Source organism: Agromyces sp. NPDC056523 (assembly GCF_042794545.1).
GTDB lineage: Bacteria > Actinomycetota > Actinomycetes > Actinomycetales > Microbacteriaceae > Agromyces.
Genome location: NZ_JBHTTM010000002.1, coordinates 339,829 through 356,657, shown reverse-complemented (window position 1 = coordinate 356,657; position 16,829 = coordinate 339,829). Strand labels below are relative to the sequence as shown.

Genomic DNA, 16,829 nt, shown 5'->3' with positions numbered 1-16,829 from the left:
CGGCCCGCCACCCGCGCCACCGACCGCCCCCGGCCGCTCCTTCAGCCTCAGGAGCGCCGCGACGTGCTCGGCCGTGTCCATGCCCGGGTCCATGAGCCATTGCGTCTGCAGCCGTCAGCCACCGCGAGCAGCAGCGTCGCCGCCTGCTCGGCCTTCAGGTCCGTCGAGAACGCACCGGCCGCCTGGCTCTCGCGGATCGCCTCGGCGGCGAGTGCGCGGAACGCCCGGTACCGCTCCTCGAAGAACCGGTGGGCAGGATGGGCGATGATGGTGCGATTTCGAGACGGGAGTCTACCGATCGGCGCCCACTCGGCGGGTGGGAGCGCCGTCGGGGTGGGCCCAAGCAAGAACCCACCCCGACGCCCGCGGACGATGGTCAGCCGACGGTGTACGCCTCGTAGGCGATCGTCTTCGTCTCCGAGATGTGGCCGCTCGTCGCCTCAACGGTGACTTCACCGGCAGGAATCGACTGCTGCTTCGTGTTCACCGGCGCATCCACTGTCGCGCCCGGCGCGACATCGGTGAACGACTTGGCGCCGTACGGCGTGGTGACGACGAGATCCATGGGAACGTCGAACTCGTTCGTCACGGCAACCGAGAGGAAGGCCTTCTTCGCCCCCGACGCCGACGCCTTGCCCGCGATCGTCCGTGGCGCCACCGCGACCCCGAGATGCGACGGTTCGACCAGGACTCGGATGGTGGCTTGATTCATGAGCATGCCGACGATGCCCTCGGGTGGGGCGCCGTCGCGATGCGCGGTGACCCTGACCCGGGGGAAGTACGTGCCGACGGCCGGATACGCGTGATCCAGTTCGACGGTCGCGGACCCGTCGGCATCGATCGTGAAGTCGACATCACTCCACGTTCCGCCCGACGTCTCGGGATTCCACTCGATGCGGGTGATGACGTCATCGGCCACGGCCGGCTCGATCCTCGCTTCGAAATCGACCGTGTTCCCCAATGCGACCTGAACACGCTGGCCGTCGTTGCCGTTGGCGTTCAGGATCACCACCAGCTGGAGACCATGACGCTCGGCCGCGGTCTTCTTCAGGTAGATCTGGTTGAACTCGAAGTCATAGCCCGTGGAATCGGCCGGCTGGGCGTCCTCCTCGACCCAAGCCGCGAGATCCCTCAGCGCCTGCTCCAAGATCCCGAGGTACGGCACGTCGCCGCCGCTGAAGAGAGGGCTGTCGAAGTGTCCCGCGGATTCCTGCACGTAGACACGGAAGTCATCGGACTTGCCGTTCGCCGCGACCTGCCGCTTGTACCATTCGGCCGAAACGTAGATCGCACCGCCATCCTGCATGTTCTGGATGAGCATCCCTTTGCGGTGGATGTCACCCGTGTAGCGGGGGAATGTCTCGACGGGTCCGGCCTTCGCGAGATGGTCGAGGTGGTCGTACATGAAGAGGCCGAGTGCCGGGTCGAAGTTCCGATGCCGGTGCCACGCGATCTTCGCGAGCAGCTCGTCAGTCATGAGGGTCCCGCCGATCGTCGTGCCTCGGATCTCGCGGAAGTAGTCGCCGATCAGCGAATCCTCCGTACCCGTGTATCCCGGCTCCGTCCAGAAGTCCTGGACATAGCCGGGCGGAAGGGTCGGACCGCCCGGCGCGCTGAGGCTTGTTCCGACCGTGCCGATGTCCTGCCATCGCAGCCCGAGGAGCTCGAGTTCCTCGACCGCCGCTTTCTGCAGCGGGGTCAGGTTGGCGTACATGGCGTCGCGACCGATACCGCCGGGGCGCATCGCATCCCAGATCTGCGTGTCGAGTCCCCTCAGGAGGAGGTTCCGGAAGACCGGGATCGTGTCGCCACCCGTGCTGTACGTGTACGGCGCGGTGATGACGAAGGGAATGGCCCCATCCCACGTGTTGTAGGTGTCGTCTTCGAGGACGTCGATCGCGGCAGGGGAGCCTCCGCTGCCGCCGTACGCATAACCGTAGATGTACGAGTCGTCCTGCGGGTCCCTGACGCCGTCCAGATCGAGACCGTAGTAGTTCGCGGCGATCACACGGGATATGTCGGCGGCCAGAGCGCCGCCGTTGATCTTGAAGAGCTCGTAGTACTCGACCTGGTACGCACCGCTCGAATGACTGAACTTCAGGTCGTCCGGAAGGTTGCCGGTGTCGAACGGGTAGACGCGCTGGTAGAAGCGGCCCTCGAACTGGTCCGCCGGCGGGAGATAGATGTGCCAGTCAGCCCTTCCCCCGAACAGGGCCGGTTCGTTGAACGTCCCCGTGACCTTCAGCACATCGCCGACGTACTCTGCCGAGAGCACCTCGAGGTTGTCGAACAGGGCTTGGTCGAGGCCGGGCTTGAGCGTGTACCCCTCCATCAAGTCGTCGACGGTGGGCAGGGGCTGCATCGTCGTGATCGACGCGACGCCCGCTGAACCTGTCGTCGCCGATGTTGCGGAGGCCGGAGCGGCGACAGCCGGCGCTACTGCAGCGAACGAACCGAACATCATGGCCGAGACCAGGATGCTCCCGAATGTGCGTCGCGGTCTGCCTCGCGACCACCTCACATTGTGCTTCGACTGGGAGGTCCCACCATTCACAGCTCTCTCCTTCGAGATCCGATCTTCGGCAACCGGCTCGTCGCGCCGGTAGAACGTTCTAGCTAGAACGTTCTACGAAAGTACTGGAGGACCTACAGGTCCGCAACTCGCGAACGATGGAGCGGGTGCAGATGGAGGAGGATCCCGCTTGGATCCGGACGCGTGCAGGGCACTAGGCCCAGCGCGAAACGGGCAGACGGTCGCTCGATTTCGTCGCAGTCGCGCGAGGGTCGCGGATTCGGGCTCCGAGGCGCACGCACCGCTGAATCGGACAAGTGTGAGATCGGCATGTCTCGCGCCGCAGGATTGACGTGATGGGGCGCCTCGGATCGACTTGGCGGTTGGCGTGCGGACTAGTCGGTCGGTCCCGTCCCGTCGCGGCCGTCCGCGGAGGCGACCCTGACTGCCGTCAGGGCCTCAAGTTCACGGGTGAACCGTGTGAGTTGATCGGCGAACTCGGCGACCTCGTCGTCCTCCCACGAGCGGAAGAGCCGAGCGTAGAACCCCTGTCCGAGATCCGCGTACTTCTGGGCGAAAGAGCGGCCTTGCGGGCTGACGCGGACCAGGACGGAGCGAGTATCGGCGGGGTTCGGGGTTCGATCGACGAGCCCGGTCGCCTCCAGCCGGCGAACGATCTTGCTGATGTTGGCTCGGCCCGTCCTGAGCGTCTTCGCGAGTTCGGTCGGCGGTTGAGCGTCCTGCCGGAGGAGTTCGCTGAAGAGTACGAACGCCTGCGTATCATCGGGCAGCGGGAACCCGCTCGCGCGGATCGAGGTCTCCACCACCGCCGGGGACTGCAGCCATCGGCTCAACGCGGTGATGGCTTCCGCGACCTCGGCGAATCGCTGATCGGCGCGGTGCAACCAGTCGGGTGTCCCATGTCCGACGCCTGCGGCATCCGTTCGACGTTCCATCGTGCCTCCTGCCGAACTCTATCGGGCCGGCGCGGCGGCCGAGCCGTATCGCCGTCGCCGGGCCCGAGTCCACCGGCGCCAGCGAGATGACGTCGCGTATTGCCGCATGCGCGGATCGCTGTTATTGTCCTGTCCGACAGCATGTGACCGATCACAAATCGATCGGTCCTGCGGTCGCCGAGGGTTGAATTCGGCACGGCACTGCTCCGACTGAGGGAGGCATGCGTTCGTGCCGCGGTCGATCTGAGAACTTGCCGGGAACGGAGTTCCCGGTCCGTGGCGGTTCCCGTCTCGGTTCGTGTGCGGGAGTTCTCGTGCGCGTGGTGCACCGTGTCTCGGTGCGTTGATTCATGATTCGAGGAGGTCTCATGAAGCAGGTCCTTGTCAGGAGGGGGCGGCCCGTCGCGGCGACCGCGTTGGCGGTCGCCGTCGCGGCGGGTGGGCTGGCGATGGCGCCGGTGGCTCAGGCGCAGCCGGTCGTGGCTGCGACGCGTGCCGGGGCGACGGCGGTGTCGGTGGATGGGCGGTCGGTGCCGTTCAACGATGGATGGAAGTTCGTGCTGGACGATCCGGCGGGCGCGGAGGCGGTGGGCTTCGACGACGGCGGGTGGGCTGGGGTCCAGGTGCCGCATGACTGGTCGATCCACGAGGACTTCAACCTCGACCCGGCCGCGCCCGGGTACACCAGGAGCTCCGAGGGTCTGCTGCCGGCGGGCACGGGGTGGTACCGGAAGGAGTTCACGTTGCCGAAGGGGGTGTCGGGCAAGGAGATCTCGCTCGACTTCGACGGCGTGATGGGGGTCACGACGGTGTTCCTGAACGGGACGCAGTTGACGGATGCCGACGGGTTCGACGTGCACAACTACGGCTACACGCCGTTCAGCTACGACATCGGCGACCTGCTCGACGCGTCGGGGGAGAACGTTCTCGCGGTGCGAGTGGAGAACGTGAAGCCGAACTCGCGGTGGTACACGGGTTCGGGGATCTACCGCGACGTGACGTTGACGGTCACGGACCCGGTGCACGTGGCGCGAAACGGCTCGTTCGTCACGACGCCGACGCTCGAGGCGGATGTCGCGGCCGGCGTGGCGAACGTGAGCGTGGCCACGACGGTCGAGAACGACTCGTCGGACGCAGCGCAGGTGTCACTGTCGACGCGGATCGTCGACGCGGACGGGAACGTCGTGGCGACCGGTGAGGCGCCGACTGCGGCGGTCGAGGCAGGGACGTCGACCGACTTCGCGCAAACGATCACGGTCGAGGACCCGAAGCTGTGGTCGACGGAAGACCCGAACCTGTACGACGTGGTGACCCAGGTCCGTCGGAACGGTGCAATCGTCGACGTGACGAAGACGACGACCGGGCTCCGGTCGATCCGATTCGACACGACCGGGTTCTATCTGAACGGTGAGCCGTTCGTGTTCCGAGGTATGAACCTGCACCACGACCTCGGCGCGCTCGGTACGGCGGTCGACCGCAGTGCGACCCGACGCCAGCTCGAGATTCTCAAGGAAGCGGGCGTGAACTCGGTCCGCATCTCGCATAACCCCGCTTCGCGCGTGCTGATCGAGGAGGCCGAGAAGCTCGGCCTCGCATTGGTCGAGGAAGCGTTCGACCAGTGGCGCACCTGCAAGACGACGAACGATTACCACCAGTACTTCCCGACCGATGCGGAGAAGGACATCAAGTCGATGGTGGAGCGGGACAAGAACTCGCCTGCGATCGTGCTGTGGTCGACCGGCAACGAGATCGCCACGAGTGGTGACGGCAGCTGCGCCGTTCCCATCTCGGGGTACAACGCGGGCGGTGCGGCCTCGCTGTACGCACAGGATGCACGGAACCTGAACGACTGGGTCAAGGAGGTCGACACGACGCGCCCCACAACTTGGGGTGAAGCAGCCGCCTACCCTGACCCGGCCAACGTCGCTGCACGCAACGCGGTCGACATCCCGGGCGTGAACTACACGAGCGAGTCCGGCCAGCTGGCGCTCGCCCAGACCCACAAGAACAAGGTCGTGCTCGGAACCGAGGTGTCCTGGGGCATGCGCAGCCGCGGGTATTACTACAACCCGAGCGGGCGCATCTTCAGCCACCGGATCTGCGCCTACTTCTACAACCCGTGTCCGTACCCGGACATCCAGGATTCGTGGCAGGGGTCCTCGTACGACAACCAGTTCTGGGTGTCTGCGTGGGATCACGTCACCACGTCGGGTTCCTCGGTCCCGGTTGCAAAGAACGCGAACATTCTCGGAGCCTTCCTGTGGAGCGGTTTCGACTACTTCGGCGAAACACTCCCGTGGGAGGACACCTCCCGGACGAACTCGTTCGGGGATGTGGAAGCACCGAAGAACTCGTATAGCGGCGCGGTGGACACGGCGGGCTTCCCCAAGGACCTGTACTACCTCTACCAGGCGCTGTGGACGGATGAGCCGGTGCTGCACCTGCTTCCGCATTGGAACTGGGAGGACGAGAACCCGGACCCGGCGCTCGAGTTGGGCGACACCGGAAAGGCGTTCCCTGGTCAGGTGTGGGCGTACACGAACGCGGATACAGTCAAGCTGTACCTGAACGACGAGCTCGTGGGGGAGCGCTCCTTCGAGACCCGCACGGGCGCGCGAGGCGACTACCAGGTCGTCGACGACGCATCCAATCTCGACAAGGTCTACCTGAGCTGGGATCTGGAGTACGAGCCGGGAACGTTGCGGGCGGAGGCCTACACAGACGGCGAGTTGGTCGCGACGGAGGAGATCTCGACGTCGGGCGCTCCGGCGAAGGTCGCGCTGTCGTCGGCCGAGGAGTCGGTCGGTTCGGGCGACTTGGTGTTCGTCGAAGCCGACATCCAGGACAAGGACGGCCTGTTCGTGCCGTACGCGAACGACAAGCTCACGTTCACCGCGAAGAACGGCACGGTCGTCGGTGTGGACAACGGCAACTCGATCTCGACCGAACGGTACGCCGACTCGAACGTGCGTCGGGCGTTCTCGGGCAAGGCACTGGTGATCGTCCGCCCAGATGGTTCGGGCAAGAAGGTCGAGGTGTGTGCGTCGGCCGAGGACCTGAAGTCGGACTGCACGAAGGTGGAGATCGACGCCGCGCCCGTGGCGGACAAGGTGAAGCCCGGATCGGTGCTCGTCGCGCCGGCCGCGACGGGTCCGTTCCGTGAGCTGCAGGTGCAGGTGGATGCGTCGGACGACCAGGGCCTGAACCGGGTCGTGGCGAACATCTACCGGGACGGGAAGCTGGTCGAGAGCACGCAGACCCCGGCGTTCGGGGCCACCGCGTGGTCGCACGTCGCGACGGTGTCCCTCCCGGACGGGACGTACACGATCAAGTACAGCTCGGAGGACCTCGCGGGCAACGTCTCGAAGACCGGCAGGTTCGATGTGACGATCGGCGCGGCGACGCCATAGGCGACGGCTTGCACCGTTCAATTCACCTGAACTGAACGACCCATGAAGGGGTCCCTCCGTACGGACGTGCGCAGGGACCCCTTCTCATCGAGTTCAGTCCGCGACCCGGCCGCGGGCGCACCTGCGCCGCGGTCATTGCGCCCCGAGCACCGGGACCCGGGCGATTCGGCAGCAACGTGGCCGCAGGACTGAAGGCCGAAGCCCGACCATGGGCGTCACCGGAGGACGCCCGTCACTGCTCGGCCATGTAGAACGTTATACTCGGTTCTCGCCGACTCGCTGCGCCCCGATGGTCGGGGGCTGTGATTGCGCCCCGCCCCGCAATGACGCGAGATGCCCAGGCGTCTCACCACGGAAGGAACCGGTACCGATGGCTACGAGCGCGGAGGAACACCTCGACCTCGCACTTTCACCCGAGGAGCGCGCCGAACTCCTCCTGCGACGGATGACGCTGCGCGAGAAGTGCCACCAGCTCGTGGGCGTGCCGCCCTGGTCCTTGGTGAACCCGGATCTGTCAGAGCCTGCGGACCTCGAGGCGACCTTGGCGCGCGCGCCCGGCCACATCTCGAACTTCGCCATCGACGACCCGCGCCGATTGTCGCAGTTGATCGAGACGATGCAGCGGCGCGCGGTCGAGCAGACCCGACTCGGCATCCCGCTGCTCATCCACACCGAGGCGTTGAACGGACTGCTGGCCGGCGGCCACATGGTCTTCCCGACCGGCATCGGTCTCGCCTCCACCTGGAGTCCGGAACTCGTGCAGGAGATGGCCGATCTCTCACGTCGGCAGATGCGCCGGGTGGGCATCCGGCAGGCGCTTGCACCGGTCATGGACGTGGCGCTCGACCCGCGGTGGGGGAGAGTCCACGAGACCTACGGCGAGGACCCCTACCTCAGCGCTGCGATGTCGGTCGCGTACACGCGTGGGCTCCAGACTCAGGACCTCCGGAACGGCGTGATCGCCACGGCCAAGCACTTCATCGGGTACGGGCTGGCCGAGGCCGGCGTCAACCTCTCCGGGGCGGAGACCGGAGCCCGCCGCCTGCGTGACCTGTTCGCCTACCCGTTCGAAGCGGCCATACAGCTCGCCGGCCTTGGCTCGGTGATGAACGCGTACTCAGACCTCGACCGCGTGCCCGCTGCGGCCTCCCGTGAGATCCTGACCGATCTCCTCCGGGAGACACTCGGATTCGACGGATTCGTCTCCGCCGACTACATGACGACCGAGCAACTCGTCGATCGGCAGAAGGTCGCGGCATCGCCGGCCGAAGCCGGTCGGCTCGCGATCGCCGCGGGCCTGGACACCGAATTCCCGACGCCGTTCGGCTACGGCGACACCCTCGTCGGGGAGGTCGAGCGCGGCGGCGTGGACGTCGCCCTGGTCGACCGAGCCGCACGCCGCATCCTGCAGGCGAAGTTCCGCCTGGGCCTGTTCGAGAACCCCTACCCGGCCGAGCAGATCGACCTCGACGCCGTCGCGACCGAGGGGCGAGAGCTCTCCGCCGACCTCGCCCGCCGCTCCATCGTGCTCCTGCAGAACGACGGACTCCTTCCACTCGCGCCCGGCTCCTTGGACGTCGCGGTCATCGGGCCGCACGCCGACGCGATCGGCCTGCAGTTCCCCACCTACACCTACCCGGCATTCCGGGAGATGACGCTCGTCATGTCCTCGGGAGGCATGGGCAACATGGTGGGGGCCGATCCCGGCATGATCCGCTGGAACCAGAGCCTCCTGCCTCCGATGACCACCGAGCGCTACGTGCGGGAGACGTACGGTGCCCGTGCCCTCTGGGAGGAGATCGCCGATCACGCGAAGTCGGTGACGACGGCGCCGGGATCCACGCTGACGAACGAGCTCGCAGCCGAGGACCTCCAGGTCGCGATCGACGCGGCGAAGGAGGCCGACGTGGTCGTGCTGGCGCTCGGCGGCGCGAGTCTCTGGTTCAACGGCGAACGGACCGAGGGCGAGGCCAGCGACTCGGCCGACATCGCACTCCCGGCGGCGCAGGCCGCGCTCGCCTACGCCATCGTCGCGACCGGCACCCCGGTCGTGGTCGTGCTGGCACAGGGGCGCGCCTACACCCTTCCCGAGGCGGTGCAGAACGCAGCGGCCGTCGTCATCGCCCCCTACGGCGGCCCATTCGGCCCGAAGGCCGTCGCGGAGGTGCTGTTCGGTGTCGTGAACCCCTCCGGAAAGCTGCCGTACAGCATTCCGCGGCACACCGGGCAGATCCCGATCTACCACCACAAGGTGGCCGGGAGCGGCCACCGCAACCCGCTGCCGCCCGGGACCGGTGAGCTCTACCTCGACATGCCTGCCACCCCGCTCCACCCGTTCGGGCACGGCCTCAGTTACACGGACTTCTCGATCTCGGAAGCCACCGGCGACGCGGAGGTCGCGATGAACGGCACCGCACGGATCGCCGGCACGATCACCAATACCGGGGAGCGGGCGGGGGCCTCGGTCGTTCAGCTGTATCTCCGGGTGAACACGTCGGGCGTCACCCGGCCCGCACAGCAGCTGGCCGGTTTCGCCCGCATCGACCTGGCTCCCGGGGAGTCGCGGCGCCTCAGGTTCGAGGTGCGCGCCGAGCAGCTCGGCTACACCAACCTCGCGCGCGAGTTCGTCGTAGAGCCCGCTCGGGTGGACTGGTTCGTCGGACTGGACTCGGATGATCGCCGGGCCACGGGGTCGTTTGAACTCCGAGGTGACGCCCGCGCGCTGACGAGCGCAGAGCGGGCGTTCCTCTCCGAGGTCGTGATCGAAGATGCGTGACCTCGCGGGCCAGAGGGCCGCCCTGCTCACCTCGTCGGAGGAACGTGCCCAGCCGGCAGGCCGAACGGCGGCCGACGGGCGACCGATCGTGGCCGGACTCTTCCCGGATCCATCGATCTGCCGATTCGGCGACCTCTACGTCCTCGCGCACTCGAGCTTCGAATACGCGCCCGGCATCCCGATCTCGACGAGCACCGACCTCGTCACCTGGACGCATGGGGGCAACGCGCTCGATCGCCCGTCCCAACTCAAGCTCCAGCCGATGACGCACTGGCTCGACGGCAGCCCCCTGGCCGCCGACACCGGTGGATTGCCGGTCGGCTCCGCGAACACCGGGAACTTCGCGCCCACCATCCGCGCCCACGCGGGTCGCCTCTGGCTCGCGGTGACGAACGTGTCGGACTACTTCGGCGGGCCGCTCGTCTTCTGGGCCGAGCGTCCCGAAGGGCCGTGGTCCGATCCGGTGCAGTTCCCCGGCCTGCCGGGCATCGATCCCGATCTGTTCTGGGACGACTCCGGGGTCGCCCACCTGACGGTCTCGTCGTACGCGCAGGGCGGACCGCACGTGATGAGCGCGCCAGTCGCCCTCGACTCGGGTGAACTGCTGGGCAGCCCGGTGCCACTGTGGCATGGCACGGGCGGCCAGGCGCCGGAGAGCCCGCACCTCTTCGCCAAGGGCGGATGGCTCTACCTTCTGCTCGCCGAAGGCGGGACGGAGCGCGGTCACGCCGTGACAGTCGCGCGAGCACGTGGGCTCGAGGGGCCGTGGGAATCGGCGCCCGGCAACCCGATCCTCACGCATCGGGGGCTCGATCGACCCGTGCTGAACGTCGGCCACGCAGACCTCGTCGAAGGACCCGACGGGCGATGGGCAATGGTGTACCTCGGCGTCCGCGCCCGCGGCTTCAGCGGGTTCCATGTCAACGGCCGGGAGACCTTCCTCGCTGCCGTGCGATGGATCGACGGATGGCCCGTGGTGGACGAGAGCGCCATCGACGTACCAGAGCTCGACCACTCGTTCGCGGACGACTTCGCTTCGGACGTGCTCGATCCGCGCTGGATCTCGCCGGGCCGCCTGCCCGACTCATTCACCCGACCGGCACAGCCGGGACGCTGGATGGAGGGACCGGTTGACGGGCACGACCCCCATCTGCTGCTCGCCACCCGCCCGCGTGATCTCTCCTGGACGGCGGAGCTGACGATGTCCGTCGAGGGAGACGCCGGGCTTTGCCTCCGGGTCGATGAACGCCACGTCGCCGAGGTCATGGTGCGCGGCCGGCAGGTCGAGTCCCGAATCCAGGTCGGGAACCTCGAGCGGCGGCTGCCGGGACCGGACGCGCCCGCCTCCGGTCCAGTGACCGTGTACGTGGAAGTCCGCCCGATGGCGGCGCCGGTGCTGCTTCGAGGTCCTGATGAGATCGAGGTCGGCGTGATCGTCGACGGTCACCGAGTACCCCTCGACCGGATCGATGGTCGCTACCTTTCCGTCGAGGTCGCGGGCGGCTGGACAGGGCGCGTCGTCGGCGCTCGAGTCCGGGCCGGGAAGGCTCTGCTCGAACGGTTCCGATATGCCGCGCACGCGACGGATCCCGACGGCTGATTTCGACACTTGACCGGCCGGCGTCGTGCCGCTATCTTCGTAGAGAACGTTCTCTAGATAACGTTCTACATTCTGCAATCCACGCACACTCACCCAATGGAGGGTCCGATGCGCATCACCCGCACGATCACCGCAGCGGTCGCAGTCGGGACGGTACTGTTCGCCGTCTCCGGTTGCTCGGCATCATCCGATAGCGAAGATGCCGCCGCCGCCGACAGCATCACGATCTGGCACAACGCCGCCGACAACGACGGCATCAAGGCCTTGTACGACGGATTCACCGAGGCAACCGGCATCGAGGTCGAACTCGAGCCCATTCCGGCCGACGGCTTCGAGTCCACGGTCACCACGAAGTGGGCCACCGGCGACCGCCCCGACATCCTCGAATATCACCCGACCTCCAGCGCGCTCGCGCTGCTCAACGCCGGCGAGAACATGCAGGATCTCTCCGACATGGACTTCGTCGACGCATCCGGCACCCTCTACGACAACGCCGGCAGCCTCAACGGCAAGGTGTACGCCGCCATCACCGGGTTCCCGAGCATCTTCGGCCTCTACTACAACAAGACCGTGTTCGACGAGGCCGGCCTCGAGGTGCCGCAGACCTTCGACGACCTGCTCGCTGTCTGCCCCGACCTGCAGGCCGCGGGCGTGGACGCGTTCCACGAGTCAGGCGGCAGCCAGTGGCCGACCCAGATCACGCCCTTCCTCTACGGCGCTGACGCGAACGTCGGCAACGAGCTCGGCACAGCGCTCGCGCACAACGAGGTCGCCGTCAACGACCCCGACGGCGTCGTCGTCAAGGGGCTGGAGACGTACCTCGAGGTCCGCGACGCCTGCTTCCAGGACAACTACGCGACCGGCACCTTCGAGAACGCGGTGACCGAGGTCTACTCCGGCAACGCGGCCATGACCGTGATCCACTCAGACACCTACGACATCTGGCAGGACGCGGCGGGCGGCGACGAGGAGCTCCTCTCCGAGACCGTCGGCTTCACCGGCCTGTCCACCGAAACTGCGCGTGCGGCCTTCGGCCCCGGGCCCCTCGGCAGCTACATGGCACCCAAGACCGGCGATGCCGGCAAGGAGGCCGCAGCGCTCAAGTTCATCGAGTACGCCACCGGCGAGGGCTACGGCCCGCTGATCGAGGCCAACAAGGCGTTCCCGGTCATCGACGGCTACGACGTGCCGGAAGGCATCAGCGGACTCAAGCAGGAGTTCAAGGACGCCTACGACAGCGGCGCGACCATCGGCTACCCGACGGACGTCACCGGATTCGGCGACAACTTCGCCGCGGACATCAGCCGGATGCTCGCCGGCGAGATCACGGCCCAGGAACTGGCGGACGCCACCCAGGCGAACGTCGAGCGCGCGTCCAAGGCCGCCGGCATCGAAGGCTGGTGAGTTCCTGATGGTGATCTCATCCATCGAGGCTGAGAGCGCCACCACCACTACCGGGGCCCGCCGTCGCGGGCGGGCCCCGGTCCCGGCCCGGGGCAAGGGCCGCGGCGGGTGGGTGCTCTTCATCGTCCCGTCGTTCATCCTCGTCGCGGTCTTCTTCATCCTCCCCTTCATCCTCAACGTCCCCTTCGCGTTCTCTGGCTGGTCGTCCTACAACAACAACATCGACTTCGTCGGACTCGACAACTTCGAACTGCTCCTCGGGACCGGACAGCTTCAAGCCGCGATCATCGTCACCCTGATCTACGCCGTTATCGCGATGACCGTCCAGAACACCGCCGCCCTGTCGCTGGCATTGGCGCTACAGCGCACGACCCGGGGCAACTCATTCTTCCGGTCGCTGTTCTTCATCCCGGTGCTCATCTCCCCGCTCGCCGCCGGATACATCTGGCGCGCGATCGTCGCGCCCGAGGGGCCGCTGAACCAGTTCATCGGACTCTTCGTCCCCGGCTTCGAATTCGCCTGGCTCGGCAACCCCGGCTTCGCCCTCTTCACCGTCGCGTTCATCGACGCGTGGAAGTGGAGCGGCATCGCGACGCTCGTCTACATCGCCGGCCTCAACAGCATTCCCGCATCCCTCCTCGAGGCCGCCGCCATCGACGGTGCCGGTCCGGTGAAGCGATTCTTCAGCGTGCAGCTTCCGCTACTCGCGCCGGCCTTCACCTTCAACGTCGCTACCACTCTCATCGGTGCCCTCAGCGCGTTCGACATCATCGCCTCGACTACGTCAGGGGGGCCGGGATCCGCGACCACGACCCTAAACGTCGCCCTGCAGCAGGAGTTCCAAGCAGGATTCCTCGGCTCCGCGAGCAGCATCGGACTCACCGTCAGCGTGCTCGTCATCGCCATCGCCATCCCGCTCGTGGCATGGCTTCGGAAGCGGGAGGTGGCCTGATGGCCGACATCGCACTGAACCGGGTCGCCGTACGGCGCCGCCCGAAGTCGAAGGCCCCATGGCTTCGATACACGCTGCTGGCGATCTTCGCCATCCCGTGGGTCGGCGTGCCCCTCTGGCTGCTGCTGGTGAACTCGTTCAAACTCGAGGGCGAGGCCTCGCAACTCTCGCTCGCGCTGCCGACCGAATGGGCCATCGGCTACAACTACGGCGCCGTCTTCACCGAGGGGAACTACCTCACCGGTCTTCGCAACACGCTCCTGGTCACCGTCCCCACCGTCGCCGTCGTCCTCCTCCTCGGAGCGCTCGCGGCCTGGGGCTACGCACGCAGTACGCGGCGGAGTACGCAGTTCTTCTTCTACCTCTGCGCCTTGTCGATCCTCCTCCCTCCCGCGATCATCCCGACGATCTTCGTACTGACGACCATGCAGCTGGACGGCAGCCTCTGGGGATACGCGCTGATGCAGATCGGCACGCGCCTCGGCTTCGTGATCTTCCTGACCACCGGATTCATCCGAGGCATGCCGATCGAACTGGAGGAAGCGGCGGAGATCGACGGCGCCTCGCGTATCCGCACCTTCTTCTCGGTGCTCCTCCCGTTGCTCCGACCCATCCTGTTCGTTGCCGCAGTCCTCCTGGTGATCGGCGTATGGAACGACTACTTCTTCGCGCTGCTCCTCCTCCGGTCGACCGAGAACGCGACGCTTCCACTCACCCTGTTCCAGTTCGCGTCGTCGTCGTACGTCGGGACGAAGTGGAACTTCGTCTTCGCGCACGTCGTGATGACGAGCCTGCCCCTCGTGCTCGTCTACCTCATCGGTCAGCGGCAGGTCCTCGCCGGACTGACCGAGGGCGGACTCAAGGGATGAGCACGGTCATCCCTCGATCGGTCAACACGACCGATGCCGGAGCGCAGCCCGAATGGGCCGCGGCGTTCATCGGCTCAGGCTCTGAGGGCGGGCCCGTTCCCGTCTTCCGCAGGGAGTTCGACCTCGCCCGCGTGCCGTCGGCGGCGGTGCTTCGCTCGACCTTCCTCGGCATCGGGCGCATCCGCATCAACGGCACCGTCGTCGGCGATGAGGTGCTCGAACCTGGTTGGCAGAGCTACCGTCACCGATTGGTCTATCGCACGAATGACGTGCGGGCGCTGCTGGCCGTCGGTCGCAACGTCATCGAGGCGGAAGTCGCTCCGGGGTGGTACAGCGGCCGACTGGGCTTCTTCGGCCAGCGCGAGGTGTACGGACGCGACCGAGCGGTGCTCGCCCAACTCGATGTGCAGGTCGGCGGCAAATGGACCTGCGCAGTGTACACAGGCGAGTCGTGGACTTGGAGCACCGGCGCCACGCTCGTCGCGGAGCTCTACGACGGTGAGACGCATGATGCCCGGCACGAGGCGGCCCGCACGGAGGCCCGACCCGTCGAACTTGTCGACTTCGACCTCGGTCGCCTCGAGGCGCGCATCGGCCCGCCGGTACGCCGGACCGGGATGCTTCGCCCCACCCGCATCTTCCGGTCCGACAGCGGTCGGGTGATCGTCGACTTCGGCCGGAACATCGTCGGCTGGGTCCGCATCCGCGTTCGCGGCGCGGCGGGAGACGAGATCGTGCTCCGACATGCGGAAGTCCTCGAGCACGGCGAACTCAGCGTCCGGCCGCTGCGATCCGCGCTGGCAACGGACCGATACATCCTCAGCGGCGTCGGGGAGGAGGCCTGGGAGCCGGCCTTCACCTATCACGGCTTCCGATACGTCGAAGTCGAGGGGTGGCCCGGGGGCGAACCGACCATCGACCAGATCGACGCGATCCTCGTCCACTCCGACATGCCTCGAACGGGCTGGTTCCGGACATCCCATCGCGGCCTTCAGCAGTTGCACGAGAACGTGGTGGCGAGCACCGAGGGCAACTTCGTCTCGATTCCGACCGACTGCCCGCAGCGGGACGAACGGCTCGGCTGGACGGGAGACATCGCGGTCTTCGCCCCGACCGCGATGTTCCTCTTCGACGCCTCGACCTTCCTCCGGAGCTGGCTTCGCGACGTGGCGCTCGAGCAGCGCGAGGACGGCAGCGTCCCCAACTTCGTGCCCGAAGTGCCATTCCCCGATGGCGCCGAGGCGATCCATCCCCAGTTCGGCCGCATCCACCCGGCAGTCTGGGGCGACGCGACGACGATGGTCCCGTCCGCGCTGTACGAGGCGACCGGTGACCTGGAGCACCTCCGCGTCAACTTCGAGATGATGCAGCGGTGGGTGGACGGCCTGGCGGACCTGGCGGGTCCGACCCGGGTGCGCGACACCGGATTCCAGTTCGGTGACTGGCTGGATCCCGATGCACCGCCGGAGGACCCGGCGGGTGGGGCCACCGAGCCGGCGCTCGTCGCGACGGCGTACTTCGCCCACTCCGCTCGACTCGTGGCGCGCGCTGCTCGGCTGCTCGGCGACGAGATCGCGCACCGGCGATACTCGGAGCTCGCGGACGAGGTCGCCGCGGCATTCCGGGCTCGATTCACCTCGCCGGACGGCACGTTGACGAGCCACTCGCAGACCGCGTACGCGATCGCGCTGCGACTCGACCTCCTCGACTCGGACGAACAGCGTGCAGCAGCAGGCTCCCATCTCGTGGAACTCGTGCGGTCCGGTAGCCATCGCATCGGGACCGGCTTCGTCGGGACCCCGCTCCTCCTCGACGCGCTCACCAGCGTCGGCGCGATCGAGGACGCATACGGCGTCCTCCTGAACGATGCGAATCCGTCGTGGCTGTACGCCGTCGGAATGGGAGCCACGACGATCTGGGAGCGCTGGGACAGCATGCTTCCCGACGGTTCCGTCAACCCGGGTGAGATGACCTCCTTCAACCACTATGCCTTCGGGGCAGTCGCGGACTGGTTGCATCGGACGGTGGCGGGCATCGCTCCGCTGGAGCCCGGGTACCGTCGGATCCGCATCGCCCCTCGGCCCCGCCGCCCGCTGACCGACGCGGGCGCCACCTGCCGGACCCCGTTCGGCGAGGCATCGATCGACTGGGCGGTGGTGGGGGATGAGCTTCGAGTGCGTGCCACCATTCCTACCGGCACAGTGGCGGTGTTCGACCTCGAAGGCGTCGAACCCTTCGAACGCGGGCACGGAACCCATGAGGTCGTGGTGGCGTTCCTCCAGGACGCCGGCGCGCGGCGCGCGGGCTGACGGACGCTCGCGGCGGGTGTGCCTCCGCGTACATCGGACCG

9 protein-coding genes are annotated in these 16,829 nt (G+C 67.2%); 7 read left to right on the top strand and 2 right to left on the bottom strand.

Annotation, left to right across the window (positions count from 1 at the left end; all coding sequences use genetic code 11):
- Positions 1 to 376: 376 nt before the first annotated feature.
- On the bottom strand, positions 377 to 2,362 hold the full coding sequence (locus ACFQ58_RS08605) for a hypothetical protein (RefSeq protein ID WP_376950659.1): 1,986 nt from the start codon (positions 2,360 to 2,362) through the stop codon (positions 377 to 379).
- A 545-nt stretch (positions 2,363 to 2,907) separates the two neighbouring features.
- Entirely contained in the window at positions 2,908 to 3,336 is a 429-nt protein-coding gene (locus tag ACFQ58_RS08600) for a MarR family winged helix-turn-helix transcriptional regulator (protein WP_376950658.1), read from the bottom strand.
- 500 nt (positions 3,337 to 3,836) lie between these two features.
- Between ACFQ58_RS08600 and ACFQ58_RS08595 the strand changes: the two genes are divergently transcribed.
- The 7 genes from ACFQ58_RS08595 to ACFQ58_RS08565 all read left to right on the top strand — a co-directional run bounded on the left by ACFQ58_RS08595 (position 3,837) and on the right by ACFQ58_RS08565 (position 16,788).
- Positions 3,837 to 6,878: a glycoside hydrolase family 2 TIM barrel-domain containing protein gene (locus ACFQ58_RS08595; RefSeq protein WP_376950657.1), complete on the top strand. Its 3,042-nt coding sequence runs from the start codon at positions 3,837 to 3,839 to the stop codon at positions 6,876 to 6,878.
- 370 nt (positions 6,879 to 7,248) lie between these two features.
- A complete protein-coding gene (locus tag ACFQ58_RS08590) occupies positions 7,249 to 9,654 on the top strand; it encodes a glycoside hydrolase family 3 N-terminal domain-containing protein (protein WP_376950656.1) in 2,406 nt (801 codons plus the stop codon).
- Positions 9,647 to 11,254: a family 43 glycosylhydrolase gene (locus ACFQ58_RS08585; protein ID WP_376950655.1), complete on the top strand. Its 1,608-nt coding sequence runs from the start codon at positions 9,647 to 9,649 to the stop codon at positions 11,252 to 11,254. Before ACFQ58_RS08590 ends, ACFQ58_RS08585 begins: the two co-directional genes overlap by 8 nt.
- 108 nt (positions 11,255 to 11,362) lie before the next feature.
- Complete coding sequence (locus ACFQ58_RS08580) at positions 11,363 to 12,658, top strand: ABC transporter substrate-binding protein (RefSeq protein WP_376950654.1); 1,296 nt, start codon at positions 11,363 to 11,365, stop codon at positions 12,656 to 12,658.
- 7 nt (positions 12,659 to 12,665) lie between these two features.
- Entirely contained in the window at positions 12,666 to 13,610 is a 945-nt protein-coding gene (locus tag ACFQ58_RS08575; protein ID WP_376950653.1) for a carbohydrate ABC transporter permease, read from the top strand.
- Positions 13,610 to 14,479, top strand: coding sequence for a carbohydrate ABC transporter permease (locus tag ACFQ58_RS08570; protein ID WP_376950652.1), 870 nt, complete (start codon positions 13,610 to 13,612; stop codon positions 14,477 to 14,479). The genes ACFQ58_RS08575 and ACFQ58_RS08570 overlap by 1 nt, the downstream gene beginning before the upstream one ends.
- Positions 14,476 to 16,788 carry a family 78 glycoside hydrolase catalytic domain gene (locus ACFQ58_RS08565; RefSeq protein WP_376950651.1) on the top strand — a complete coding sequence of 771 codons (2,313 nt, stop codon included), beginning with the start codon at positions 14,476 to 14,478 and terminating at the stop codon, positions 16,786 to 16,788. The genes ACFQ58_RS08570 and ACFQ58_RS08565 overlap by 4 nt, the downstream gene beginning before the upstream one ends.
- The last annotated feature ends 41 nt before the right edge of the window (positions 16,789 to 16,829 follow it).